Source organism: Ruegeria arenilitoris, assembly GCF_013035425.1.
In the GTDB taxonomy this organism is placed as follows: domain Bacteria; phylum Pseudomonadota; class Alphaproteobacteria; order Rhodobacterales; family Rhodobacteraceae; genus Ruegeria; species Ruegeria arenilitoris_A.
This window is the reverse complement of sequence record NZ_WQHX01000011.1, coordinates 31,724-55,700: the sequence shown is the minus strand read 5'-3', so window position 1 is coordinate 55,700 and position 23,977 is coordinate 31,724. Positions and strand designations below refer to the sequence as shown.

Sequence of the window (23,977 nt, the reverse complement as noted above, 5' to 3'; positions counted from 1 at the left end):
TCATGGATTGAGCGGAGGAAGTTTTTCTGGTCGTTTTTCACTCATGAGCCGCAAAGATTTCAATTCTGCTATTGCTTCGGACCATTCCTCAGCGTTGGGGAATGCCTTACCCGAATACCGCCTTGCGCCTATGTCAGCCAGTCGATTTTCAATCCCAGCGACATCAGGAGGATCACAGAGGGCTTTCAGTGAATCCAACGCCGAATAAGCTGCAGAAAGATCATGCTCTTGGAGAGCGTGCTTGAGTTTTTTTTGCACGATTTTCGGTGACGCCTCATACGCAATACGCCTCTTGGTCCTCCACGAGTTTATACGAGGACGCAAAAACCGCATAAACGCCCATATAGCGAGAGCTAGCAAGGTGATCCAAAAAACAAAGGTTCTTATCGTGTCGGCGTCAGGTGGTTCCCACTTGGGGGGGGCAAGTGTCAAACTTACTGCTTGGATGTCGATGGTTTCCACATTGTCCGTTTCCAGGTTGTACCATTGGACAGATATTGCTGGCAGCTGTGTCTCGCCGCCGTCCTGTGCAAGGTAAACGACTTCGTCGACTCTTTGACCGGAAAGTACACCTCGGTCCTCGTTTTCCGCAAAGCGAGGCTCTTTGGGATATGCGCGCAGCAGCGGGTCCTGCACCTCGGGTATCATTGTTGGGATTAGGAAGGGTGTTGTTCCCGATATTTTGGCGGTCAGTCGGCGGGTTATGGCACCTCCGTTTTGCATGTCGGTTTCGCCTTCAATCTGCTGATTCAGCCCAAAATCCGTGGCGAGTATCAACGGATTGAGATCTCTGGCTCCTTCGGGCACCGTCGCCGTCAGGGTAAGGGCAGGCAGCGGGACCGACACCTGCTTCGGTTCGTTTGTTTCGGGATCAGCAAACGTCACAGAAACGTCCAGAGCGCCCAGATCGATGTCTCCTGCCTGTAAAGGGTACAGACGATAACTACGCTGGACGCCCGACCAAGTTTCACCCTCCACGGACTCGCTTATGGGACCAGACGCCCCCTCCGGCAGGCGTACAAGCAAGTTTTCTTTTTCCAGCGACGGAAACACAGGTGGGGACGGCATGAAAGTTGGCACCAACACTTTGATCCGAACGATAGCCGGTTGCCCGACCACAACTGGATCGCTTGGTGCTGCAATCGTCACTTGAGGCTGCTCCGAGGCTTGAGCAAACCCTCGAATTGGAAACAACAACATGAGGAATATGACGTATCTCATTGCTGTTGCACCTGATTTTCCAACAAAAATCGATTGCGTAAGAAGTCTTGCATGTCAGTGTCGATCGTGCTGATCCACTGATCTGCAGTCATTGCCTGCCCACCATCAACTGATGCGTTGATGGTTGTTTCTTTACCGCGGCCTGCCTCATTATCAAAAACAGTGTCATCAGCCCCAATTCCTGCTTCTTCACCAGTATCCGACTGTTCGCGCGTGGTTTCGACGAACTCCAGTATGGCTTTGGATATTTCTAGGTTGTGCTGAGCCTCAGGCCAATCTGGGCGGCGTTCCAAGGCTGTCTCAAAGGCGGAAATGGCAGGCCTGTATTCCCGGTTGCGGATCCTTGCGATGCCTTCGGAAAATGCAGCCTCTGGCGTATTCAACTCAGCGAAAATTGCGGATGCTTCGGGATATTGCCCGGCCTTAAGATGAGCGTATCCCCGTCGGTAAGGGTCCTGAAACAGCGCGGCGGCTTCAGCAAATCGTTTTTGATTCATTGCGATTTGGCCTTGTTGATCGGCTGTTAGGAACCAGTCTCTCCACCCATCGGCGAAAACGGGTCCGGATGGCGAAGTAAAGAACATTATGACGAATGCCCAACGTATGACCCAGCCTCTGCGAAACCACAGAAGGGACAACAACGCAGCAGGCCACACGAGGATCCAACCGCGGTCTTCCCAGTCTAACCGATTATCATCATCCAGTGCAGCTGAATATGCTGACTGAATTCTGCGCTGAAGTAGGGTGATATCCCTGTCATCATTGGAAAAGGGAACAACAGTGGCGTTGCTCAGCGTGTCGACCTGCGCGATGCGTTGATCGTCGGGCAAAGTGGTAAGAAAGAATAACGGCACGGTCGCAGTCTCGAAACCGGTTAGTTGCGAAGGGTCAAGATCGTCCAGGACAAACAGCACTGCGCCGGGAGTTTTACTATCGAATAAAATCGATTCTGATAAAGACAGTGCATCGGCAGCGGCGTCGCCCTGCTTTGGCATAACGGCTGGTGACAGCCCTTCAAGGAGTGGACGCAGGATATTAGCATCCTCTGTCAACGGAGCGACGCGATGAGATGTTCCGGCGTAGGCGATCAAAGCTGTTTGCGCACCCGCCCTTGCTTTTATCAAGTCAGCCACTTTGAACTTGGCGCGATCCAGACGCGACGGCGCGAGGTCACTATTTTCCATACTGTCGGTGACCTTCAAAGCTATGACCAGCGGAGCCGTATCCGCGATTAAAGGATTGGGCGCCCGAGACCAGCTAGGGCCGGAAACCGCTAAAGTGATCAGAATTGCCGCGATCATTGCGAAGTCGACGGGGTAGGCTTTCTGTGTTTCACCTGCCCCAGTCTGCAACACTCGTGCAAGATGCGGGGCAATCCCCGCCGGCAGTTGAGCGTCAGATTTTGTTCTTGGTCGCACAAGCCACCAAATGAAAAAAATTGGGATTAGCAACAGCAACCAATATGTTCGAATAAAATGGAATTCCGCCAGCGCGCCTATCATGCCGTACCTCCGCGCCTTTGAATGATATACTGCCCCAGGGAACCGCCAAGTATAAGCAAGAGCGCAATTCCCAGCGGATAGTGTGCCATACTTTGGCGTGGGCGATAGCTCTGTGTTTCGACCGTTCGGGGATTGAGCTCGTCGATGCGCTGATAGGTTGCTTGCAGCGCGGCCTCATCGTCGGCATAAAAATATTCCCCGCCGGTACGGTTAGCGATGTCCTGCAGCGCGTCCAGATCAACTCGATCTTCACCCGAAGCGTTGGGGTCGCCGACCCCAACCGTGTAAATTACAACGCCTTTGTCTGCTGCGACAGCAGAAGCATTGACTGGCGTCATTCGGCTGGACGTGTCAGCGCCATCGCTCAATACAATCATTAATCGTTGTTCCACGTCGCTTGACTCGAACGTGCGGATACCCAGACCGATAGCATCGCCAAGCGCTGTGTTTGGGCCTGCCATTCCCACTTCGGTCTGGTCCAAGAAGCCATTCAGGCTTTTTAAATCTTCAGTGAACGGTGCCTGAACAAATGCGCGGGTGCCGAAGATAATCAGGGCCATGCGATCGCCTTGCCGATCGGCGATGAAATTACTCAGAACGTCTTTGACCGCTGCTAGGCGTTGTTTTGGCGTGCCATCAGGTGCTTGAAAGTCTCGCTGATCCATCGAACCAGAAATGTCGAGCGATAGAACGACGTCGCGCGCCGACTTTTCGATAATTACTGGGTCCCCAAGTTTTTCAGGACGAGCCAGCGCAGTCAACAGCATCAACCAGATAAAGATTACCAAAACGGTTTGGGCCCACGTGCGGGTTCGAATGATAGACCCTGATCTCGGTTCGATCCCCGCAGCTTGAACCACATGGCGGAAGAACGGAATACGGATGGCGTTACTTTCTTCCCGATGCGGTGGAGCGAACCAATATACCAATAGCGGCAAAGGCAACAGCAAAAACACCCATAGCGAAGCGAAAGAGATCATCGCGCTCTTTTCTCCGGTTGGTGGGTCCTGATCCACCGCTGAGCGAAATTAGTTAGACAGGGGTTGTCTGGATTGTCTCGATATGGCGCCTCCAAAAGAATCTGACCTAATTCGTTCGTTAGTTCATTTTTTTCAGCTGTTTGCCTTAAAAAGTTCAGCCAATTTTCTCCGTACAAACTGGCAACTTGACGGCGTGGGTAAGCGACCAGAGCTGTCCTGCGAAGGATCTCGGCGATTTTAGCCGGGTTGTCGTTGGAAACTCCCAATTCCAACAGTGCTTGGCGCCGGTAGGCGTTGATATTTCGATGCCGGAGGTAGGTTAGCGCAGCGAGAGCAATCAACCCAAAAAGTAAAACTGCTAAAACAACCCACCCCCATGTCTGAGGCATCATCGAAATTGGGTTTGGCACTGGGGCTGGCTCCAGCATGTCTAGCAACTCAACAAGCGATTTTCCTTCAACATCAACGCTCATTGCTGACCTCCTTGATGGCCAAAGAGCTTTAGAAGTTGTTTGAGGGTCGGTTCAGCCGTAGTCAGCGGAACGATCGAAAATCCATATCTGCGCGACCAGAGTTGAAGTTGGTCCAGGCGATCCTCCATCGCGGCACTAATGCGAATGGATAGTTCAGGATTGGAACTGTCGAGCTCAATCTGCTGATTGCCATCAGAAACCGTCAGCTTTAGATCGGGCTTTAGCGCCTTGGAACTAGGGTCGGAAATATTAAACAGTATCAGGTCGTTGGATGCCGCCAACCTCCGTATCAATCCTTCCGAAGCTGTGTCCAATCCATCGAAGTCGGAAAACACGCAGATGATAGTGTTATTGTGCGCAATTCGTATCGCCTGAGTAAGAACGTTGTTCAAAGTGACCGTTGGTTCAGGCTGCATGGACGCATTCAACATTGAGTTCAAAGCGCCGACAGACGAAAGGAACCGGGTCAGTGCAGCAGCGCGGCGTTGTGGTCGGTGTTCCGCCAGATCGGTATCGCCGAAAACAATACCGCCGACCCGATCCCCCTGACCAAGCACGCGATGCGCGATTATTGCGGCCGCTTCCGCGGCTATGACCGATTTCATGAATGATTCAGTTCCAAAAAACATCGAAACCCTTTGATCTACCAGCAAAAGAGCAGGGCGGTCGCGTTCTTCGGTGTAGACCCTGACATGGGGTTCGCCCGTTCGGGCGGTAACTTTCCAATCAATGGTTCGAATGTCATCGCCCGGCAGATAATTACGCACCTCTTCGAAATTCAATCCTCGCCCGCGCAAACGCGAGGCATGACGGCCATTCAAAATTGATCGGGCTGGCTGTCGCGGCAAAAGGCTGATCGCGCCCGAGTTTAGACCAAGCCGCAGCAGGTGGGGCCCATCGACATGGATGCGCGGATCATTCGGATATACGGCGGTCTTGGACACGCGGCTTTTTCCTCGGTCGTCAGGGCAACGCCACAAGGCGAAGAATTTCTGCGATTACGTCGTCTGCAGACTTCGCATTTCCTTGCGCTTCAAAACTCAACGTTATGCGATGGCGGAACACATCGTGTGCTATCGCGCGTATATCTGCGGGATCAACATAATCGCGCTGGTTCATCCAGGCGTGCGCTCGACCGCATTTGTCCAACGCCAACGAAGCGCGCGGGCTGGCGCCAATTTCGATCCAACTGGCAAGTTCAGAACTCAGGTTTTCAGGCGTCCGAGTGGCTTGTACTAAATCCGCCATGTAACGGTCCATAGCATCAGAAACGTGAATATTCCCAATTTCGGATCGGGCCTCAAAAACGATACTCTGCGGTATCGGAGACGGCGTTTCGGATGGTGTTCCAGCTCCGGCCGCGATTTCTTCGCCGCGGACCAAACGTATAACCTCGACCTCATCCTGAACCGGCGGATAGGTAATCTGCACATGCATTAGGAAGCGGTCCATCTGGGCCTCGGGCAGGGGATAAGTACCTTCCTGCTCGATTGGGTTCTGAGTCGCCATCACGATAAACAGAGGTTCCATCTTATGCGTGGTGCCAGAGACGGTAACTTGCCGCTCCTCCATCGCCTCCAACAAGGCTGCCTGAACTTTGGCAGGTGCCCGATTGATTTCATCGGCAAGCACGATGTTCGCGAATATCGGCCCTGGTTCGAACCGAAAAGTACCACCCTGATCTGTTTGCTGATACACTTCTGTCCCGGTTACGTCAGACGGCAACAGGTCAGGGGTGAACTGAATACGGCTGAACTTTGCATCTAGATTACGCGCCATCGCCTTGACTGCGCGGGTCTTCGCGAGCCCGGGCAAGCCTTCAATTAAAAGGTTTCCATTGGCCAGCATCCCGATGAGCAACCGGTCGATCACATCGGTTTGACCGATAATGTCCCGCCCCATTCGGGCTTTTAAGTCATTTATCTGATTGTGTGCATTCATTTTGGTGTCCACGCTCCGCCAACTTCTGTGAAATAGCGAGTTCGTCAGCCATGATCCTGGCGGGATGAAAAGTTTTGTAATGTCGGCAGGTTAGCAGGCTTTAGCGAATCGATCTACCGCGAAGTCCGAACCGCAAGTTGGCGGAGATCGCTCAGTAATTCCTGCCGAATTGCCCCATGATTTGGTGCATCTCTAAGAGTCTGAAACCAATGCAGCGGCGGTTTCCGACCTGCTGCTCGGTTCCAATTCAAACTACTCAGAATTTGTTGTGATTGGGCATCCAAAAGCGCAGGGATTTCAAAGCCGTTCAACATTGCCCACACTCCGCTCCACAACCGTGCAACGGACCAAGGGTTATACCCGCCTCCGCCCAGAACCAGAAGTCGGGGAGCAAGATCGCGCAATTGCACAATAGTGCGCCAATGAGAATTATTGGATAAAGCAAGGCGCGACAGAGGGTCCTCGGCGACAGCATCTGCGCCGCACTGGAGAACAATTGCCTGAGGACGAAACGCCTCGGTCGTTGGTAGGATCAATTGGTCCAAGATGACGCTAAATTCGTCATCGTTTAGGCCCTTTGCCACCGGCAAGTTCCACGCAGCGCCACCGGCGTGATTGTTTAGCAGTCCAGTAAACGGCCATCTGCGCGCTTCGTGCACAGAAATCATCCGGACCTTGTCCGAGCCTTGAAAAGCGGATTCGACACCATCGCAATGATGCGCGTCGATATCGACATAAACGACGCGACCCATGCCCATTCTTAATAACGTCAAAATGGCAAGAACTGGATCATTTAGGTAGCAGAAGCCATTGGCACGGCTTGGTAATCCGTGATGTGTACCTCCGGCCGGATTGAACACGATGCCGCCATCTCGGATCAATTCGGCACCCAACATAGATCCGCCTGCCGCCGTTGCGGGACGCCGATACATTTCTGGAAACACCGGGTTCGACAAGGTGCCCAGCGCATATTTTTCACGCTCAGTGTCAGTGACAACTTGAGACTTTTCTGCCGTTTGCAGGATCTCAATGTAGTCTGGCGTATGGAACGCGTGCAAAGCGTCAGGTTTTGCACAAGGGCTGATCCTGTAATTTTCTGAGTTTAGCCAACCAAGTGCACGGCAAATGTCAATTACAGTAGACACCCGCGGAATCGCCAGAGGATGTTTGGAACCATATGTAGAATGGCGATATATTTCGGACCCTAAAAAGACAGGGTTCTGCATGGCTTATCGCACGTCTGTTGCAGGCTCGGTGTCGCCCAGCCTTCCGTCCAGCGACATCAGAATGGCAACCGGCCTTAGCGCGGGAATATGGCTGAAGATGATAAGTATGCAGACGGTCAGCGGCACACTGAGAAACGCACCTATAAGGCCCCAGACGGTGGTCCAGAATGTCAGGGCCAGTACTACAAGAAAAGTCGACATGTTGAGTGAGCGACCCAACATTGCGGGATCCAGGAAATTGCCAATTAAAAACTGAATTGTCCCACATCCCAAAACGATGATCAGAAACGGACCAATAGTTTCGAACTGAACCAGTGCGATCATAGCAGGGAAAAACACGGCGATAATCGATCCGATGGACGGGATGAAATTCAGCGCAAAGGTCAAAACGGCCCATGTTTCGGCGTATTCTAGGCCAAGAACCCGAAAGACCGTGTAACTGATCGAAGCGGTTACCAGGCTGATAAAAGTCTTTACACCCACATATCTTTGCAAGCTGAAAGAGATAGCGTCCAGAACGGTTGCTAATTCGGCCCCCAATTGCGGATTTCCCGCAGCCAGTTGTATCTTTTTGCGAAATGCCAGCCGCTCTGCCATCAGAAAAGCAACATAGAGGCTAATCAAGAAAAACTGATTTAGCAGTGAGGTTGCGCTGCCCAGCAGTAACCTTGCGACATAGGACATGTCGATACTGATCAGGTTGTCACGAATAAATGAGGTAACATCATTCCCCACCAGACCAGTGATACGATTCACAGCGCCATCAAACTGGTTTTCGTAGGTGTTTATGGATCTGGCAAATTGCGTGGCCTGACTGCCTAGTACGTACATGATCGTAAACAAACCGGCTAGAACCACGGTGACCCCGGCTATGTTTGCAAGCCAAACTGGCAGCCGGGTCAACGAAACAACCCGATCGCTGAGGGCGATAATAAGGACATTGACCAAAAGAGCCATGGTCAGTGGGATCAGGAATTTGGCTCCGGCGTAAAGTCCCAAGACGACCAATGTCGCTACGATCGTGATATCGCGCGTCGCCGACAATTTGAGGCGAGGTTTGGCAGGTTTGTTTTGCGGTTCGGACGGCATGCCTTGGTCCTGATCATTGTCGCCGGGGTGTCACGGTCCGACGATACTTGTCGCGATCCTGCACGGGATCAGGGCTTTGTGCAATCCGGTCAGTCAGTTATGCGCGGAAATTAACTGGCGAATTGGCAAATGTGGTTCTGCCAGAAGCAAAGGACGGGTAGGGTCGACGAATGAAACCTATAGCGATTCTTGAAAAAAACCGTTTTGTTGGCGCTCTGTTCCTAGCTTTGCGGAGGTTCGGCAACAAGGATGGTTTTGTCATGAGCAGCCACGTTGCCATGTCTCTGATGATGGCGCTTTTTCCCTTTGTGCTTTTCACTGTTGCCTTGGCGGGAGCATTGTCGCAGGGCTATGTCACCGACGAACTGATCGAATTAATTTTCGGCGCTTGGCCCAGTGATGTTGCAGATCCAATTGTGCGGGAATTACGCGCGGTGTTAGAAAACTCAGGATCCGGAGTAATTACGATTGGGGGATTGCTGGCAGTATATTTTGCCTCAAACGGTGTGGCTGCAGTACGCAAAGCCATGACGCAAGCCTATCATGATCAGGATACCTGGCCGTTTTGGAAGGCACGATTAATGTGCTTTGCCTTGGTCATCATCGGCGGTGCCGCAATTCTCGCTATCGCAGCGGTCGAAGTAGTACTGCCCGTCTACACAAGACTTGTCTCAGAAAATACTGCCTTTGACGTGGGCGGCTGGCTGTCTGTTGACCGTTTGCGTTGGACCTTTACCGTGGCAGTTCCTGCGGGCACTGTAATTCTTGCGCATCTGATACTTCCGACACGACGACACAGGCTGTCACAGATAATACCTGGGGTCATTTTAACCCTCGCGCTTTGGGCAGCGGGCGGCTGGGGTTTTTCCGTCTACATAGCTCAATTCGCGACATATAGTGCGACCTACGCAGGGTTGGCGGGGGCCATGGCTGCATTGATCTTTCTTTATTTGTGTTCTGCAATGTTGATCCTTGGAGCCGAGTACAATGGTGCTCTCATTGATCTTGAAAGTGTCTCAAGTTCGGAGGGAAACGGGTGATCGGTTCCCGCACAAGCTGCATTCCGTGGTTGGCTGTTATATTTCTGGCCTCATTTTTCCCTTTGCCACAGGCAGTTATGGCGCAAAGTTATATCGGGTCCGAGGCATGCGTAGACTGCCATAAGGACATTGCGGACAGCTGGAAAGCTTCACACCATGCCTTGGCTTGGACTGAGGTTTCTGAAGGTTCAATTCAAGCAGATTTCAATGACACGAGTTATGAAGATGACGGCATGTCTGTTTTGTTTTCCAATAAGGACGGAGCGCCGGTTGCGACCGTGACTGAAAAAGACGGTATGACGACAGAGTATTCGGTTCATTCCGTAGTTGGTATCGAACCTTTGCAACAATATCTTTTTGAGACCGAACCTGGGCGTTTACAAAGCTTCGATGTCGTATGGGATACTGATGCAGGTCGTTGGTTTCACCTTTATCCCGATCAGGACCTACCGCCGGATGATGGATTGCATTGGTCGGGGCCTTATAAGAACTGGAACACTCGCTGCGCGGAATGTCATGCAACAGGATTCGTAAAAAACTATGATCCTGTCTCCAGAAGCTATGCGTCGGTTCACTCCGAAATCGGGGTCGGGTGCGAGGCGTGTCATGGACCAGGCTCAGCGCACATTGAGTGGACGAACGGTAAGGCTGTAAATGAAAGCCTGAGCGAGTTTGGGTTTCCGATTAATTGGGGAATAGGTGACACCGAAGCCGAAATTCAGCAATGCGCTGGTTGCCATTCGCGACGCGAGGCCCTGGAGGACGGAAATCCGTTGCCGGGTACACCTTATCACGATGCTTATAATCTGGCGGTACTGAGACCGGGCCTTTATCACTCGGATGGGCAAATTCTTGACGAAGTATATGTTTACGGCTCGTTCCTACAGTCGCGAATGTATGACAAGGGTGTCGGCTGTATGGATTGCCACAATCCCCACAGTGCGAACCTCGTTGCAGAAGGCAACGGCATTTGTACACAATGCCATTCGCCAGCCGGAAATCCGAAATTTCCCTCTCTGATACGCAAAACCTACGATGCACCCGAACACCACCATCACGAGGATGGCTCGGATGGGGCGCAATGCAAGAGTTGTCACATGATCGAACGGGTTTATATGGGCAACGATTGGCGTCGCGACCACAGTTTCCGAATTCCACGCCCCGATCTGGAGTTAGGGCCTGACGCGTGCACAGATTGTCACCAAGATAAAGATCAACGCTGGGCCGCTGCAAATATCGAAACATGGTATCCGGCATCAACCCGGCGCGCGACGCATTTTGGTAGCGCGTTTGACGATGCTGCAACTGGACAGTTACAGGACCCCGAAATACTATTGGAAATAGCAAATGACCCTCAAAACGCAGGGATTGTACGCGCTACCGCCCTTTATCTGCTGCAAGCTTTCGGATCAGCTGAAATAGCTGCGGCTACCGCTGAGAGCCTTTCCGACCCTGACCCCTTGATACGGGCAAATGCGGTTGCCTTGCAACGCGAAGCGACGTTGACCGACCGAATTGAACGTCTTGAACCGTTGCTTTCGGATCCGCTGCGCAACGTACGTTTAACGACCGCCAAGGAGTTCTTGTTGATCCCCGCAGGAGCATTGTCGCCTGCGCAACAGGTTGTTGTACAAAAGTCGATGGCGGACTGGCAGAAGACCATGTCAAATAGGTTGGATTTTCCGGAAACTCATCTGGTTCTTGGGGGGCTGGCGTTGTCGCTTCGAAATTCCCAGGCAGCTGAAGGCGCGTTTCGCGAGGTAGTCCGATTGGATCCCCAGCGAGCCGAAGCCTGGCCGATGTTGGTACAGTTGGCTCATATCAATCGCGGACCGCAGGCCGCGATCCAGACGCTGGATGAGGCCCTAAAAATTCTGCCAAATGACCCGAACCTCAAACAACTTGCAAATCAGTACGCGCGGTAAATCGGCACTTCACAGACCAATTTGTGCCATTTTGCGGGCGAATTTCACCTTTAGTGTCTGGCGGCAGTTAGGTAACCCCGGTGTTTCATGCCCAAAAGGTTTTCGACCAAAACTCAACCCCTAGTGGGTCCGCGCAAAGACAGTTTGGACAAGCGCATAGCGAAGCTGCGCGCGAAGAAACCCATTGATCTGAATCACGGAGAGGCTTTGTTACTGCAGGGCATCGCTTCGTCTTCATTGCGTGAACAGCGCATCGCCGCAGGCAAGTTTCACTTGGATTGAATCATCCTCGATACCCGGTTGCGACAACAAATTTTTCGGAACTGTCTGATCGGGAAGATGGTGGCTTAACGTTAGCTACTTTAGTGAATTTCTGTTTCAGCAACTTTTGCAGATCGCCTTCCGCTCCGCCGGCCAAGACTTTTGCTACAAAAGTACCGCCTTCTTCAAGGACGTCAAAGGCGAAATAGGCTGCTGTTTCGCAAAGCGCCATAATACGCAAGTGATCCGTCTGCTTATGTCCCGACGAGGAAGCTGCCATGTCCGACATAACCACATCAGCCTTGCCGCCAAGCCATGCCTTTACCTTTTTGTCAGCGTCATCCTCCATGAAGTCCAGCTGATGAATCTCGGCACCCGCAATTGGTTCCACCTCTTGCAGGTCAATACCTAAAACCGTTCCAATCCGCTTACCGGACCGTTCACCCAGCGCATTGACCCGCTTTACCGCAACCTGACACCAGCCACCTGGCGCACAACCTAAATCAACCACGCGTGCGCCGGGCACCAGAAATCGGAATTTTTCGTCCAATTCTAAAATTTTGAATGCTGCGCGCCCCCGATAGCCTTCGGCCTGTGCACGTTTCACGTAGGGGTCGTTCAATTGTCGCTCGAGCCACCGGGTCGAACTGAGCTTACGTCCACGCGCGGTTTTGACCTTGGTTTTTAAGTCACGTTGACCGCGACCCGAAGTGTTTTTTGCCATTTCAGGACCTCCTTGAAGCGGGTCTTTGGCCAAGCACATAACGATTTGCCCTTACATAATAAACCCGCCTGACGGGTATTATTCTCTCAAGCACCGGAGGTTTTGGGACGAAAACGAGTAAAATACGCTTCGAGTGTTCGGAAACTGATTTCGGCGATCAAGTAGGATAAAAGACTGTAAACAATTAAGAGCGCCCAAGGGTCCACACCGCCGAAAAGGCCTGTGCTAATGCGGTTAACGACATCCAAAGCGATCAGGTGATACAAGTAAATTCCGTAACTGACGACACCGAACCGGGCCACTGGTGGAAATGTCAGTATTCCAGATAGAATGTTTTTTTCACGAACGACTAGTGCAACTAACGTGTAAGTCATTGCGATGTGTATCAAAAGATTGGGCCAGCCCCGCAAGTCGTAAGGGGCCAGCACCATAAGTGCCGCGATGCTCAACAGTCCAATAGCCGACGCGTAATATCCGCCTGCGAAGCCAGACAATTTTTCAAAGCCCTTTTGTCGGTGCAGCACCACAGCGGACAGTGAACCAAGAATGATTGGAGCGTAGGTCGCGTTGGGTAACTTGAACAGCAAAGGTCCCAGAGAAATTGGCTCGAATGGAAAAAGACCGCTGATGATCGCAACATTCAGACCAACAAAGACGATGCAAACAGGTACTAATAATCGAAATGGCAAGATCAGCAACACCAGAGGCCAGATCATATAATATTGTTCTTCAACGGAAAGAGACCAGGTGATCCCCAGCAGTGGAATATGCTCGGTCAAAAAGTTGGAAAGAAAAAAGTAATAGAACGGCCAAATACCAAGAAGCCCGGTTTGACCCTTAATCACGACATAATATGTGCCAACCAGAGTGACCACAAAGAAGTAAACCGGAAAAATCCTAATAATTCTTCGCAAGTAAAAATTGCGTAGTGAAAACCTGCCGTACCTTTTGGACTCGCGCAGCAGAAGAGTTGTGATTAAAAAACCGCTGAGAACAAAGAAGAAATCTACACCAAGAAACCCCCTTCCGAAAATGTGAGTCTGGCTGTCAGGAAATGGATTCGCGTGGTGCCACAGAACCATCGCAATGCAAATAAACCGAAGACCATCCAAATTCGAAAAGCGTCTTGTTGTTTGATAAGCGTTAAAATCCGGCTGGCCTGAAATGGGTCGATCAGAACCGAGTTCGGCAGTGTCGGTCATTTTGCTCGCCTGAGTATCGTTCAAAATCCTTAGTCTCAGAACGGTCCGTCTTCCAAAACGCCGTCCGCGCTCATTTGAGCGTAAAGAAGACCCTCACGCAAACCGCGGTCCGCAACGGAAAGACGATCAGTAGGCCAACACCTTAGAAGCGCTTGCAGTATCGCAGAGCCAGACATTATCAGCGCTTGGCGATCATCACCAATTCGGGGATCGCGACGACGCCCGTGAGGGCCAAGCTCCAGATATCCCCGAATTACCTTATCTATCTGATCACTTGTCATACGCAACCCGTCAACTTTGGTCCGGTCATATCGTTTGAGGCCCAAATGCGAGGCAGCAACTGTTGTGACGGTTCCACTTGTACCTACGATCTGGAAACCTTCGCGTGCTTGTTCGTCTTTATAGGGTGCAAAATCAGCAAGATTTTCTTCGAAAAACCAACTCATCAGGGCGAACCGGGCCGAATCGTCCTCAACGTCATTAAATTGGTCTCGCAACGTTGCAACGCCGAGTGGGACACTGATCCAATCCACCACTTTAGCTGCAGGAAACGGACTTTCTGCTAAGTGAAAACCGTTATGAAGCCGCATAATAGCTGCTGGTCGATCCCGGCGCGGTACTGACGATATGTCAATCCAAACCAATTCGGTTGAACCGCCGCCGATGTCCACAACAAGCAACTGCTCGGTCTTGGTTGAAACCAGCGGGGCGCAGGAAATGACGGCAAGACGCGCCTCTTCTTCGGGTTGTATGATTTCCAGCGTAAGGCCGGTTTCACGTTTGACTTGCCGAATGAAATCGCGCGCATTCTTGGCGCGACGGCACGCTTCTGTCGCAACCAAGCGCATCCGTCGAACTTTGTTCCGTTTGAGTTTTTGTTGGCATATTCGCAATGCCTGAACGGTGCGGGACATGGACGCCCGCGACAATCGTCCGGTGCGTTCCAAACCCGCGCCCAGTTGCACGGACTTGGAAAAACTGTCTACCACATGGAACCCGCTGCCCTTGGGCTGGGCTATCAACATGCGGCAGCTATTTGTTCCCAAATCCAGCGCCGCATACAATGCATCTGGATCGGGCCTTGCCGGCGCGGGGCTTTCGACCGCCTTCGGGAACGCGCCCGCACCTTTGGGACGCTTGGGCGCCATGGTCACGCCCTCCGATTTTCAAGTTACCCCGACCATAGGTGGCGCAATTCGATCACGCAAGACGCTCATTAAGGTCATTAGAATTTTGATGTTCGGATTCGGCGCTCTGGCCTTTAAAGCTACAACATCTTCAGAAGGCAAAAGGTCGCTGGAAATGCGCCGTGTGTCGAAAACCGACCGACTTGCGCCCACATAGAAGTCTAGAAACTGTCCATCTGGTTAGGAGGAATCAAAGGCAATGCCTGACGTCACCATTGTTTTTTGGCGCGACATTCCCGCTCAGGTCATCGTTGGCAAAGGTCGACGAGGCGCCAAGCGGCAGTTAGAGGAGCGGTTTGAGCAGGCGATCGATCGCGCGGCCATGAAGGTGAACGCCAAGGACAGCGATGCCTACCTAGCTGAGTGGCGCAAGGCCGAGCCTTTCGAGGTCGAAGGCGACCCGTCAGAAATTGCTGAGGCAGAAGCCGTGCGTTTGGAAACAGAGTATGATCAGGACCGTATCAAGTTGCTGATCGCCAATGACGGTTGGGCATGAGCCCGAAACAGCTATGGGAGGCCGCAATGGCTTTGCTGAACTTCAAGAAACGTGATGTGGCCGAAAAAGCCCCAGTGAACCCGACCGTCGAAGCCTTTTTGCAAGGCTATTCGATTGAAGTGATGCCGCGTACTGCTGAAAAGGTGGAGGATTTTCGCGCTTTGCTGCCCATCGGGACCCGTGTCTATATAGCCCACATCGAAGGTACCCCGATTGAGGATATGGTCAAAACAGCCAAGCGTATCGCCGACGAAGGGTATCCAGTGATGCCGCATTTTCCCGCGCGGATCATCAAAGATGCGGCTACGCTGGAAAACTGGATATCCATGTACCAGGGCGAAGCGGGCGTAGATCAGGCGCTGTTGTTGGCTGGCGGTGTTGCCAAGCCGCACGGCGATTTTGACAGTTCCATGCAGTTGCTGGAAACCGGCTTGTTTGACAAAGCTGGGTTCAAGCGTTTGCACGTTGCTGGTCACCCAGAAGGCAATAAGGATATTGATCCTGACGGTTCAACAACAAACGTTAACGACGCGTTGCGTTGGAAGCAAAAGTTCAGCGAAACGACGGACGCAGAAATGGCACTGGCCACCCAATTTGCTTTTGATGCCAAGCCAATCATTGAGTGGGCAGACGGCCTGATGGCGGCGGGCATTGATTTGCCTATCCACATCGGTATCGCGGGTCCAGCCAAGCTGCAGACGCTTATAAAATTCGCTATTGCCTGCGGAGTTGGACCATCGCTGAAGGTCCTGCAAAAACGCGCTATGGACGTGTCCAAACTGTTGCTGCCTTACGAGCCGACTGAAGTGTTGACTGAGTTGGCCAATCACAAAGCGGCAAATCCAGACTTTAACGTTACCAACGTGCACTTCTTCCCACTTGGCGGAATTAAGACAAATGCCAACTGGGCAATCGAAAATGGCGGCGCTTCTGCGAAGCCCGTGAACTCCTAAGGACCAGACATGACCCGTACAGTCGTCGAATCTAAGACAAAAACAGCCATTCTCGGCTTTGACGAACCTTTCTGCGTCATAGGTGAACGCATCAACCCAACTGGCCGAAAGAAATTGGCTGCCGAACTGGAAGCGGGCGATTTCTCGACAGTTGAGAAAGACGCGCTGGCTCAGGTGGCGGCAGGCGCGACCGTGCTGGATATCAACGCGGGCGTTGTTTATAATTCGAACCCCAACCCGAACGAAACCGAGCCACCGCTGATGCGCAAGATCGTCGAGCTGGTGCAGGGTTTGGTTGAGGTTCCGCTCTGCATCGACAGCTCGGTGCCGGGCGCGTTGGAAGCTGGCCTTGAGGCGGCTGAGGGCCGTCCACTCTTGAACTCAGTTACTGGTGAAGAAGAGCGCCTTGAATTGGTTCTTCCGCTGGTAAAAAAATTCAACGTTCCTGTTGTTGCAATATCAAACGACGACACCGGAATATCCGAAGACCCGAACGTGCGCTTTGATGTAGCCAAGAAAATTGTTGAACGCGCTGCCGACTTTGGAATTCCTGCGCATGACATCGTTGTTGACCCGCTTGTTATGCCTATTGGTGCAATGGCTACGGCAGGTCTGCAAGTTTTTGCATTGGTTCGACGTTTGCGTGAAGAACTGGGTGTGAACACCACTTGTGGTGCATCCAACATTTCATTTGGATTGCCCAACCGCCATGGCATTAACAATGCATTCCTGCCAATGGCGATGGGAGCCGGCATGACGTCCGCGATTATGAATCCGGTTGCACTGCCTGTTGGCCCCAAGAAGCTGGCCGAGAAGAAGGCCGAGGTCGAAGCCAAAGGTGTGATTTTGCCACCTGATATGGACGACGAAACTTTCTGCCAGCTGTTTGGTCTGGGATCGACCATGCCCCGTGTGGGAAAAGAGATGGAGGCAATCCGCGCAGCCAACCTGCTGACCAACAATGACCCTCACGGTGGCGAGTGGATCAGGTTCAACAAATCTCCTGACGAAGCAGGAGCGGCAGGCGGAGGACGCCGCGGAGGTGGCCGTCGACGACGTGCCGGATGAAATTTGAGACCGAAAAGGCCGGGCTTAGTCCCGGCCTTTTTCTGTTCTGCAAGTTTTCGGTTCCGTAATTTATCCTCTCAGGGCTATGGCGTGATTGATATCGGCACCTTTGTTTGCAGCGCAATAAGTGGGGAAGGGCGCTCGTGCTGACAATTCAATCTCGCGCTTGACCCAATTTCGATCTTCCAGCTGATGTAGCGAGTTTGAAAGTGCCCGGTCAGTAATAGGTGCTAAATCCGACTTCAGAATCGAAAAGCGTTTAGGTTTTTTGACAAGGGCTAATATTGGTACTGTCCAGTTGCGCCGTAGCAATGCGAGCTCTTTGTCATCCGGAACCGCAGCCATAATTCTGTGAGCTATAATTGCAGCTTCTCTTCCAGCTGGGGTTAGGCGAAATTCGGGCCGCAATGGGTGGCCGTGACCGGGGTTTCTTTCAATCAGTTTGAGTTGAACAAGGTGATCAAGGCTCGCTGAAAATGATGTTCTGCTAGCTGGCGTAGCCTCCAATAAAGGCGCCTGACGACCGGGAACGCCAGAATGCAGAAGTGCCAGAATGTTCAGTGACCAGGCCCGGGAAGTCAGGTTGACAAGCGTTTTTGTGTCCATAAAGTATAGTAACTGTATTTTTAGAACAAAGGAAAGTTCAATGGCGCTTGTTTCTCTTGAAAATACAATAACGCTTGCGATTTCCGTACGTGACCGACACCTGAGCGCGGAATGGTATAGCTCTAAACTTGGATTTGAATTGATCCATGACATTGATGAAGTCGGCTGGAGCGAGATGCAGACAAAGACTCCGGGCGTAACCTTGGGGCTGGGGGAACAGTCTGTGCCTTCGCCGGGTAATTCCGTTCCTGTCTTTGGCGTGGCTGACATTGCGACGGCGCGCAGAGCACTTGAGTCAGAAGGCGTGCGGTTTGATGGTGCAACAGAAACTATTGAGGGCATGGTCAGCACTGCAACTTTCTATGATCCCGATGAAAATGCGTTGATGCTGGCGCAAGACCTAAGTCAAGGCTGATAGCCTCGCCCAAATTGTCGCAGTTCCGCCCCCGATTATTGCCAAACTCGATCAATCAGGGAACACTAAAACAACGCGCGGCGAAAAAAACGGTGGCTGTCATGCAAAAAACACGCCCTCCGAGATTGTCGGATGCGGACCTTTCTAAAAGACTGGGAAAAAAAGAATATTTCGAACAACTGATCGACTTGCAAGCGGTGCTGGCGCGAATTCAGCAAGCCTTTTTGTTTCATGGTCTAAAAGGTGTGATCGTATTGGAAGGCTGGGATGCAGCAGGAAAAGGTGGAGCGATCCGGCGGATCAGTCAGGCCCTTGACCCTCGCAGCTTTAAGGTCTGGCCAATCGGGGCCCCACGAAATTATTACTTGAATCGCCACTATTTGTTACGGTTTTGGGAGCGATTACCCCCTCAGGGAGCAATTTCTGCATTTGACCGCAGTTGGTACGGCCGCGTTTTGGTGGAACGGATAGAGAATCTGACACCTGAACATAGATGGCGCGATGCCTATCGAGAAATCAACGATTTCGAGCGCATGTTGGTTGCTGACGATACGCGCATTGTGAAGTTGTTTTTTCATATCTCTGCTGATGAGCAGATGGATCGTTTTACAGAGCGATTGCGTAACCCTCTTAAGCGTTGGAAGCTAACGTACGAGGATTTCCGAAACCGAGAAAAATGGGCGGAAACTGAAACGGCGGTGGATGAAATGTTGGCGCGAACCTCGACGGACTTTGCTCCTTGGCAAGTTATTGCGGGGAATAACAAACGGTATGCCAGGATCGAAGCTATGAAGGCTATTGTAGCAAGGTTTTCCGAAGGGGTTGACCTCAGCCCTCAGGTTTTGGACCACAAAACGCTCGATGCTGCGGGGCATGCATTGGATGGTGAACAGGATTTAATTGATAGCCTTCGTGCACGGACCGAATAGGCCTCAAGGCAGTGAAGCCTTGTCAGGCTCTGTTGCAAGTGAAGTCTAACCTTTGCGATTGGCAAAAGGCACCGCGTCCGCTGACGCGAACCCACCAGTTATTCTGCGCGTCGGGCCTGAAGCAAGTTGATGACAGCAGGAACGCGTGTTCCATTTGCAGAATGATAGCTCGCAAAAGCGTTTGCAACGCTGCTCTGTATGATTTTAACGTCGTCGTCCGTGCCCTCGAAATGCGCGATCACGCGGGCTGCAGGACCCACACGTGTGCAAAGCTTTGCCGCTTCGTTTAAGTCATCTGGTCCAGTCAGAGTCAGGGGAACAGGTCGGACCTGAATGTCGGTTAATCTTGCTTGGGCCATCAAATTCGCAACACGCTCCCTGTCATGAAAAGCAAGAGGGCCCGGCGCGTTGTGATCGACTTTGGGTGGTTGGCCAAGGTGTTTTACTGCGGCCACATGAGGTATCTTGAACCACGGGTTTTCTGAAAGGCTACCCCACGCGGCGAAGGTTATCCGTGCGCCGGGTTTCAATCCTTGTGCCATGTTAGCAAACGCTGCCACGGGATCCGAGAAGAACATTACCCCAAAGCGGGAGATTAGTGCGTCACAATTCAGTTCGGACAGATCAGCAACCTGTGCATCTGTTACTTTAAATGAGACGTTGGGCATCTGTTCTGCCCGTGACCGCGCCCTTTCAAGAAATTGTTCGGAGATATCCAAACCTTGCACCTCGCCGGAGGGCCCGATTAGGTTTGCGGCAGCAAGCGAGCTTGCCCCAGTACCGCAACCAATGTCCAAGACTTTCATTCCATCCGACAGGTTGGCTTCGTCAAGAACCAGTGCCAATACCGGAGCCAAAAGGTGATCCAGTTGATCCTCGAAGGTCAACCATCTGGATCCCATGTCAGACTTTCCCCAAAACTCGGCTTGGTCGTCGTTTGCGATTTGCATATCGTTCCCCTCACTGGGTGAGTGGACTATGACCTCCTGCGCCTCCGGCGGCCAGACTTTTCCTCATCCGAGCCGGTATTAAATGACGGAGAAGGCAGGGTAACAACTTGGGCAAGTTCCGGAAATGGGTCGGTCTTATGCGGTATTGCATTTGCAGCAACAAAGTGGTCTTGAAACTTCGGTTCGATCGCTGTTTCGACCTTGGTGATTTCGCGTACGACCTGTTCGATCTCGGCCCTGGAGCCTATGTTGCACAGTGCAATCCGCGCCCCAGTGCCAGCTGCGTTTCCCGCACTTGTGACCTTTTCCAAAGGTGCGTCTGGTATCATACCCAGTACCATCGCGTGTTTGGTCGATATGTGCGCACCAAAAGCGCCAGCCAGAACTACACGGTCCACCTTGTCGACCTCCATTTCGTCCATGAGCAAACGCGCACCGGCATAAAGCGCGGATTTTGCCAGCTGGATGGCTCGAATGTCGCCTTGGGTCACTGTAATCTTAGGGCCACCTTCGGCGCTGGCGTCGTGAATCAGGTAGGAGTGAGTGCGGCCTTCGGGAACGCATCTTTCCGTACCGGTTTGCGCCGCTGAACCAATCAGCCCGCTTTCGTCCAAAAGCCCGGCGATACGCATCTCTGCAACCGCTTCAATTATTCCTGACCCGCAGATGCCGGTGATTCCGGTGGTGGCGATATCAAGTTCGAAACCTTCCTCGTCCGACCACTTTTCTGAGCCGATGACCCGAAATCTCGGTTCCTTTGTTGTCGGATCAATCTCAATCCGTTCGATGGCTCCTGGCGCGGCCCGCTGACCAGAGCTGATTTGCGCCCCTTCAAAGGCGGGTCCGGTGGGTGAAGAACAGGCTAGAACACGGCTAGTATTACCCAAAAGAATTTCGGCATTTGTGCCGACGTCGACGATCAAAACAAGATCACTGGATTTTCCCGGTTCTTCGGATAAGGCCACAGCGGCGCAGTCGGCGCCAACGTGTCCAGCGATACACGGTAGGATATAAACCTGAGCACGCGGATTCATGTTGATCAGGTCCATTTCCTGCGCGGGTAAGGACATGCTTTCTGAAGTGGCAAGCGCAAATGGAGCCTGACCAAGCTCTACCGGGTCCAGACCAAGCAGCAGATGATGCATGACCGGGTTGCAGACAAACACCGTTTCGACAATCAATGTTGCATCTATTCCAGCTTCATCAGCGATTGATGTAGTCAGATCATTAATTGCGTCCCGTACCGCGCGTGTCATTTCCTTGTCACCGCCGGGATTCATCATGGCATAAGATACGCGGCTCATCAGGTCTTCGCCAAAGCGGATCTGTGGGTTCATGAGACCTGATGAAGCTTTGACTTCGCCTGTTTCAAGATCGGTCAGGTGTGCAGCGATGGTCGTTGAGCCGAGGTCGATGGCCAGCCCGAAAAGGCCGTTTTCGTGTAGCCCGGGCCAAATTTCCACAATACGCGCCACAGAGCCTTTGTGATCTTTATGAACGGCGACTGTGACCTCCCATTTTCCCTTTCGTAATACCGGTTGCAATTTGGAAAGCAGTGACACGTCGGCAGTAACTGCGTCGATGTGCCATTGTTCGCGAAGCGCGCGCTCTAACCTTTCCAGATCGCCTGTAGGCGAGTGCATGTCCGGTTCTTCCACCACAACGAAATACAATCGCGTGGCTGGGTCCATTGTGATTGCACGTGCGGCGGCAGCTTTGCGAACCACCTGACGATGGACCTGACTTTCAGGGGGAACGTCGATCACGACGTCGCCTTGCACAGAGGCCTGACAACCCAGACGCCGCCCCGGTTTCAACCCGCGCTTGTCATCGTAACGTTGTTCGACTGCATTCCAATCACTCAAAGCGTCTTGGGATACGGTCACGCCATGCTTAGGAAATTCGCCGTAGCTCGGCGTGATTTGGCATTTTGAGCAAATGCCCCGCCCACCGCAAACCGAGTCCAAATCCACCCCAAGTTGGCGGGCCGCAGTTAGGATCGGCGTGCCGACAGGAAAATGTCCGCGTTTGCCCGACGGGGTAAAGACGACAAGTGGATCGGTAGTCATTCAGGCCTGCCTTTTTCAAATTCGCGCGAGTCTCGCGCAAAATATGGTTTTAACCACAAAGGGAAAGGGCTGTCAGCGGCACGATTTGCGCGGCTTGCGTCGTTTTCTGCCTCGGCATTAGCTGGATAGGGTCAACAACATAGCATCAGGGGCTTTTCCTTCGACACAATCCATGCCATAGGGTCACCGCCAAACGGGCTTTTGCATGGGGTTAACAGATGCAGATTCGTGAGGCACTCACCTTTGACGACGTTCTTTTAGTTCCGGGCGCATCTTCTGTGCTGCCGGCGACGGCGGATACGACTACGCGTGTAACGCGCGAAATCTCGATGAATATCCCTTTGCTGAGTTCAGCGATGGACACAGTGACCGAAGCCCGCATGGCCATTGCGATGGCGCAGGCTGGCGGCATCGGTGTTGTTCATAAGAACCTTTCAGCGGAAGAGCAGTCCCGCGAAGTGCGGCGCGTCAAGCGTTTCGAGTCGGGTATAGTTTATAACCCCGTGACTCTACGTGCCGATCAAACCTTGGCTGATGCCAAGGCTCTGGTCGAGCGGTACAACTTCACTGGTTTTCCTGTGACAGATGATAAGGGGCGCGTAGTCGGTATTGTCACAAATCGAGATATGCGCTTTGCCACTTCAGACGACACTCCGATCAAGGCGATGATGACCTTTGACAATTTGGCAATGCTTCAGGAACCTGCTGATCTTGAAGAGGCCAAAAGCCTGATGCGCGCACGTCGGATCGAAAAGCTGTTGGTTGTAGACGGTCAAGGAAAACTTACTGGTCTGTTGACCTTGAAGGACACCGAACAAGCCGTTCTAAACCCGACCGCGTGCAAGGATCAATTGGGCCGGCTTCGGGTTGCTGCCGCCACTTCTGTCGGCGACGCTGGTTTTGAACGCTCAGAAATGCTTGTGGACTCGGGCGTCGATATCATCGTTGTGGACACTGCCCATGGCCATTCTCAGGGCGTTATTGATGCAGTGAAACGAGTAAAGACATTGTCGAACGAGGTCCAGATTATCGCTGGCAACGTGGCGACCCAAGAGGCAACCCGCGCTTTGATCGACGCCGGCGCGGATGCCATCAAAGTTGGTATTGGTCCTGGTTCGATTTGTACCACCCGAATGGTTGCCGGGGTGGGGGTTCCGCAATTGACGGCAATAATGGATTGTGCAGCGGCGGCTGGCGATGTTCCGGTAATTGCCGACGGCGGTATAAAGTTTTCTGGCGACTTCGCGAAAGCCATCGCCGCGGGCGCATCATGTGCGATGGTCGGTTCGATGATCGCAGGAACGGATGAAAGCCCCGGTGAAGTGATCTTATATCAAGGCCGGTCGTTCAAATCCTATCGTGGGATGGGAAGCCTTGGCGCGATGGCGCGTGGTTCAGCGGACCGTTATTTCCAAAAGGATGCCGCCAGCGACAAGTTAGTGCCCGAAGGGATCGAAGGGCAGGTGCCTTACAAAGGATCCGCTAGCGCGGTTGTACATCAGCTCGTGGGTGGATTGCGCGCCGCCATGGGTTACACAGGTTGCGCCACGATCGATGAGATGCGGCGTGATTGCAACTTTGTCAAAATCACGGGTGCAGGCCTGAAGGAAAGCCATGTGCATGACGTGCAAATCACTCGGGAGAGTCCCAATTACCGGATTATGTAAAATTAGTGCGGCGCACGCGCTGTTGCCTAATGAAGTCGCTTAGGCGGAGGACT

General features: G+C 52.5%; 23 protein-coding genes. 9 read left to right on the top strand and 14 right to left on the bottom strand.

Going from position 1 to position 23,977, the window contains the following annotated elements; translation table 11 throughout:
* From GOV45_RS21415 to GOV45_RS21380, 8 genes are all read right to left on the bottom strand, one after another.
* The gene (locus tag GOV45_RS21415; RefSeq protein ID WP_170481983.1) at positions 1 to 1,221 is read right to left on the bottom strand and encodes a BatD family protein; all 1,221 of its coding nucleotides are present in this window, start codon (positions 1,219 to 1,221) and stop codon (positions 1 to 3) included.
* Positions 1,218 to 2,723: a VWA domain-containing protein gene (locus GOV45_RS21410; RefSeq protein ID WP_170481981.1), complete on the bottom strand. Its 1,506-nt coding sequence runs from the start codon at positions 2,721 to 2,723 to the stop codon at positions 1,218 to 1,220. Before GOV45_RS21410 ends, GOV45_RS21415 begins: the two co-directional genes overlap by 4 nt.
* Complete coding sequence (locus GOV45_RS21405; protein WP_170481978.1) at positions 2,720 to 3,703, bottom strand: VWA domain-containing protein; 984 nt, start codon at positions 3,701 to 3,703, stop codon at positions 2,720 to 2,722. The genes GOV45_RS21410 and GOV45_RS21405 overlap by 4 nt, the downstream gene beginning before the upstream one ends.
* Positions 3,700 to 4,176, bottom strand: a complete 477-nt coding sequence (locus GOV45_RS21400; RefSeq protein ID WP_170481976.1) for a DUF4381 domain-containing protein — start codon at positions 4,174 to 4,176, stop codon at positions 3,700 to 3,702. Before GOV45_RS21400 ends, GOV45_RS21405 begins: the two co-directional genes overlap by 4 nt.
* Positions 4,173 to 5,120 carry a DUF58 domain-containing protein gene (locus GOV45_RS21395; RefSeq protein ID WP_170481974.1) on the bottom strand — a complete coding sequence of 316 codons (948 nt, stop codon included), beginning with the start codon at positions 5,118 to 5,120 and terminating at the stop codon, positions 4,173 to 4,175. The genes GOV45_RS21400 and GOV45_RS21395 overlap by 4 nt, the downstream gene beginning before the upstream one ends.
* A 19-nt stretch (positions 5,121 to 5,139) precedes the next feature.
* On the bottom strand, positions 5,140 to 6,117 hold the full coding sequence (locus tag GOV45_RS21390) for an AAA family ATPase (RefSeq protein ID WP_170481972.1): 978 nt from the start codon (positions 6,115 to 6,117) through the stop codon (positions 5,140 to 5,142).
* 113 nt (positions 6,118 to 6,230) lie between these two features.
* Entirely contained in the window at positions 6,231 to 7,343 is a 1,113-nt protein-coding gene (locus tag GOV45_RS21385; RefSeq protein ID WP_170481970.1) for an acetoin utilization protein AcuC, read from the bottom strand.
* 3 nt (positions 7,344 to 7,346) lie between these two features.
* Positions 7,347 to 8,432, bottom strand: coding sequence for an AI-2E family transporter (locus tag GOV45_RS21380; protein WP_170481967.1), 1,086 nt, complete (start codon positions 8,430 to 8,432; stop codon positions 7,347 to 7,349).
* A 170-nt stretch (positions 8,433 to 8,602) separates the two neighbouring features.
* Between GOV45_RS21380 and GOV45_RS21375 the strand changes: the two genes are divergently transcribed.
* From GOV45_RS21375 to GOV45_RS21365, 3 genes are all read left to right on the top strand, one after another.
* Positions 8,603 to 9,472: a YihY/virulence factor BrkB family protein gene (locus GOV45_RS21375; protein WP_170481965.1), complete on the top strand. Its 870-nt coding sequence runs from the start codon at positions 8,603 to 8,605 to the stop codon at positions 9,470 to 9,472.
* Positions 9,469 to 11,397, top strand: coding sequence for a multiheme c-type cytochrome (locus tag GOV45_RS21370; RefSeq protein ID WP_367648714.1), 1,929 nt, complete (start codon positions 9,469 to 9,471; stop codon positions 11,395 to 11,397). Before GOV45_RS21375 ends, GOV45_RS21370 begins: the two co-directional genes overlap by 4 nt.
* A gap of 87 nt (positions 11,398 to 11,484) precedes the next feature.
* A complete protein-coding gene (locus GOV45_RS21365) occupies positions 11,485 to 11,679 on the top strand; it encodes a hypothetical protein (protein ID WP_170481962.1) in 195 nt (64 codons plus the stop codon).
* A gap of 1 nt (position 11,680) precedes the next feature.
* Here GOV45_RS21365 and GOV45_RS21360 read toward each other — a convergent pair whose 3' ends face one another.
* From GOV45_RS21360 to GOV45_RS21350, 3 genes are all read right to left on the bottom strand, one after another.
* Positions 11,681 to 12,382: an RlmE family RNA methyltransferase gene (locus tag GOV45_RS21360; RefSeq protein ID WP_170481959.1), complete on the bottom strand. Its 702-nt coding sequence runs from the start codon at positions 12,380 to 12,382 to the stop codon at positions 11,681 to 11,683.
* Positions 12,383 to 12,468: 86 nt separating this feature from the next.
* Entirely contained in the window at positions 12,469 to 13,584 is a 1,116-nt protein-coding gene (locus tag GOV45_RS21355; RefSeq protein WP_170481956.1) for an acyltransferase family protein, read from the bottom strand.
* A gap of 35 nt (positions 13,585 to 13,619) precedes the next feature.
* Positions 13,620 to 14,732, bottom strand: coding sequence for a Ppx/GppA phosphatase family protein (locus tag GOV45_RS21350; protein WP_170481953.1), 1,113 nt, complete (start codon positions 14,730 to 14,732; stop codon positions 13,620 to 13,622).
* Between the two features lie 238 nt (positions 14,733 to 14,970).
* Here GOV45_RS21350 and GOV45_RS21345 point away from each other — a divergent pair, with 238 nt between their 5' ends.
* From GOV45_RS21345 to GOV45_RS21335, 3 genes are read left to right on the top strand one after another with little or no spacing between them, the layout of a single operon-like run.
* Positions 14,971 to 15,267, top strand: a complete 297-nt coding sequence (locus GOV45_RS21345; protein ID WP_170481950.1) for a virulence factor — start codon at positions 14,971 to 14,973, stop codon at positions 15,265 to 15,267.
* Between the two features lie 26 nt (positions 15,268 to 15,293).
* On the top strand, positions 15,294 to 16,220 hold the full coding sequence (locus GOV45_RS21340; RefSeq protein WP_170482074.1) for a methylenetetrahydrofolate reductase: 927 nt from the start codon (positions 15,294 to 15,296) through the stop codon (positions 16,218 to 16,220).
* A gap of 9 nt (positions 16,221 to 16,229) precedes the next feature.
* Positions 16,230 to 17,288, top strand: coding sequence for a methyltetrahydrofolate cobalamin methyltransferase (locus GOV45_RS21335; RefSeq protein ID WP_170481947.1), 1,059 nt, complete (start codon positions 16,230 to 16,232; stop codon positions 17,286 to 17,288).
* Between the two features lie 69 nt (positions 17,289 to 17,357).
* Here GOV45_RS21335 and GOV45_RS21330 read toward each other — a convergent pair whose 3' ends face one another.
* On the bottom strand, positions 17,358 to 17,894 hold the full coding sequence (locus tag GOV45_RS21330; RefSeq protein WP_170481944.1) for a winged helix-turn-helix transcriptional regulator: 537 nt from the start codon (positions 17,892 to 17,894) through the stop codon (positions 17,358 to 17,360).
* Between the two features lie 40 nt (positions 17,895 to 17,934).
* On the opposite strand from GOV45_RS21330, the gene GOV45_RS21325 reads away from it, so the two are divergent.
* The gene (locus GOV45_RS21325) at positions 17,935 to 18,309 is read left to right on the top strand and encodes a VOC family protein (RefSeq protein ID WP_170481941.1); all 375 of its coding nucleotides are present in this window, start codon (positions 17,935 to 17,937) and stop codon (positions 18,307 to 18,309) included.
* 101 nt (positions 18,310 to 18,410) lie between these two features.
* Positions 18,411 to 19,238 carry a polyphosphate kinase 2 family protein gene (locus tag GOV45_RS21320; protein ID WP_170481938.1) on the top strand — a complete coding sequence of 276 codons (828 nt, stop codon included), beginning with the start codon at positions 18,411 to 18,413 and terminating at the stop codon, positions 19,236 to 19,238.
* Positions 19,239 to 19,336: 98 nt separating this feature from the next.
* Here the strand turns inward: GOV45_RS21320 and GOV45_RS21315 are convergent, their stop codons facing one another.
* Together GOV45_RS21315 and GOV45_RS21310 are read right to left on the bottom strand one after the other, a co-directional pair.
* Positions 19,337 to 20,188: a class I SAM-dependent methyltransferase gene (locus GOV45_RS21315; protein ID WP_170481935.1), complete on the bottom strand. Its 852-nt coding sequence runs from the start codon at positions 20,186 to 20,188 to the stop codon at positions 19,337 to 19,339.
* A gap of 26 nt (positions 20,189 to 20,214) precedes the next feature.
* Positions 20,215 to 22,257: an ASKHA domain-containing protein gene (locus GOV45_RS21310; protein ID WP_170481933.1), complete on the bottom strand. Its 2,043-nt coding sequence runs from the start codon at positions 22,255 to 22,257 to the stop codon at positions 20,215 to 20,217.
* Between the two features lie 218 nt (positions 22,258 to 22,475).
* On the opposite strand from GOV45_RS21310, the gene guaB reads away from it, so the two are divergent.
* Positions 22,476 to 23,924, top strand: a complete 1,449-nt coding sequence (guaB, locus tag GOV45_RS21305; RefSeq protein ID WP_170481930.1) for an IMP dehydrogenase — start codon at positions 22,476 to 22,478, stop codon at positions 23,922 to 23,924.
* Positions 23,925 to 23,977: the final 53 nt, after the last annotated feature.

Excerpts from the sequence above, each read along its gene's own strand:
- GOV45_RS21415 (WP_170481983.1), bottom strand. The coding sequence starts at position 1,221 with ATGAGATACGTCATATTCCTCATGTTGTTGTTTCCAATTCGAGGGTTT.
- GOV45_RS21410 (WP_170481981.1), bottom strand. The coding sequence starts at position 2,723 with ATGATAGGCGCGCTGGCGGAATTCCATTTTATTCGAACATATTGGTTG.
- GOV45_RS21405 (WP_170481978.1), bottom strand. The coding sequence starts at position 3,703 with ATGATCTCTTTCGCTTCGCTATGGGTGTTTTTGCTGTTGCCTTTGCCG.
- GOV45_RS21400 (WP_170481976.1), bottom strand. The coding sequence starts at position 4,176 with ATGAGCGTTGATGTTGAAGGAAAATCGCTTGTTGAGTTGCTAGACATG.
- GOV45_RS21390 (WP_170481972.1), bottom strand. The coding sequence starts at position 6,117 with ATGAATGCACACAATCAGATAAATGACTTAAAAGCCCGAATGGGGCGG.
- GOV45_RS21385 (WP_170481970.1), bottom strand. The coding sequence starts at position 7,343 with ATGCAGAACCCTGTCTTTTTAGGGTCCGAAATATATCGCCATTCTACA.
- GOV45_RS21380 (WP_170481967.1), bottom strand. The coding sequence starts at position 8,432 with ATGCCGTCCGAACCGCAAAACAAACCTGCCAAACCTCGCCTCAAATTG.
- GOV45_RS21375 (WP_170481965.1), top strand. The coding sequence starts at position 8,603 with ATGAAACCTATAGCGATTCTTGAAAAAAACCGTTTTGTTGGCGCTCTG.
- GOV45_RS21365 (WP_170481962.1), top strand. The coding sequence starts at position 11,485 with ATGCCCAAAAGGTTTTCGACCAAAACTCAACCCCTAGTGGGTCCGCGC.
- GOV45_RS21360 (WP_170481959.1), bottom strand. The coding sequence starts at position 12,382 with ATGGCAAAAAACACTTCGGGTCGCGGTCAACGTGACTTAAAAACCAAG.
- GOV45_RS21355 (WP_170481956.1), bottom strand. The coding sequence starts at position 13,584 with ATGACCGACACTGCCGAACTCGGTTCTGATCGACCCATTTCAGGCCAG.
- GOV45_RS21350 (WP_170481953.1), bottom strand. The coding sequence starts at position 14,732 with ATGGCGCCCAAGCGTCCCAAAGGTGCGGGCGCGTTCCCGAAGGCGGTC.
- GOV45_RS21345 (WP_170481950.1), top strand. The coding sequence starts at position 14,971 with ATGCCTGACGTCACCATTGTTTTTTGGCGCGACATTCCCGCTCAGGTC.
- GOV45_RS21340 (WP_170482074.1), top strand. The coding sequence starts at position 15,294 with ATGGCTTTGCTGAACTTCAAGAAACGTGATGTGGCCGAAAAAGCCCCA.
- GOV45_RS21335 (WP_170481947.1), top strand. The coding sequence starts at position 16,230 with ATGACCCGTACAGTCGTCGAATCTAAGACAAAAACAGCCATTCTCGGC.
- GOV45_RS21330 (WP_170481944.1), bottom strand. The coding sequence starts at position 17,894 with ATGGACACAAAAACGCTTGTCAACCTGACTTCCCGGGCCTGGTCACTG.
- GOV45_RS21325 (WP_170481941.1), top strand. The coding sequence starts at position 17,935 with ATGGCGCTTGTTTCTCTTGAAAATACAATAACGCTTGCGATTTCCGTA.
- GOV45_RS21320 (WP_170481938.1), top strand. The coding sequence starts at position 18,411 with ATGCAAAAAACACGCCCTCCGAGATTGTCGGATGCGGACCTTTCTAAA.
- GOV45_RS21315 (WP_170481935.1), bottom strand. The coding sequence starts at position 20,188 with ATGCAAATCGCAAACGACGACCAAGCCGAGTTTTGGGGAAAGTCTGAC.
- GOV45_RS21310 (WP_170481933.1), bottom strand. The coding sequence starts at position 22,257 with ATGACTACCGATCCACTTGTCGTCTTTACCCCGTCGGGCAAACGCGGA.
- guaB (WP_170481930.1), top strand. The coding sequence starts at position 22,476 with ATGCAGATTCGTGAGGCACTCACCTTTGACGACGTTCTTTTAGTTCCG.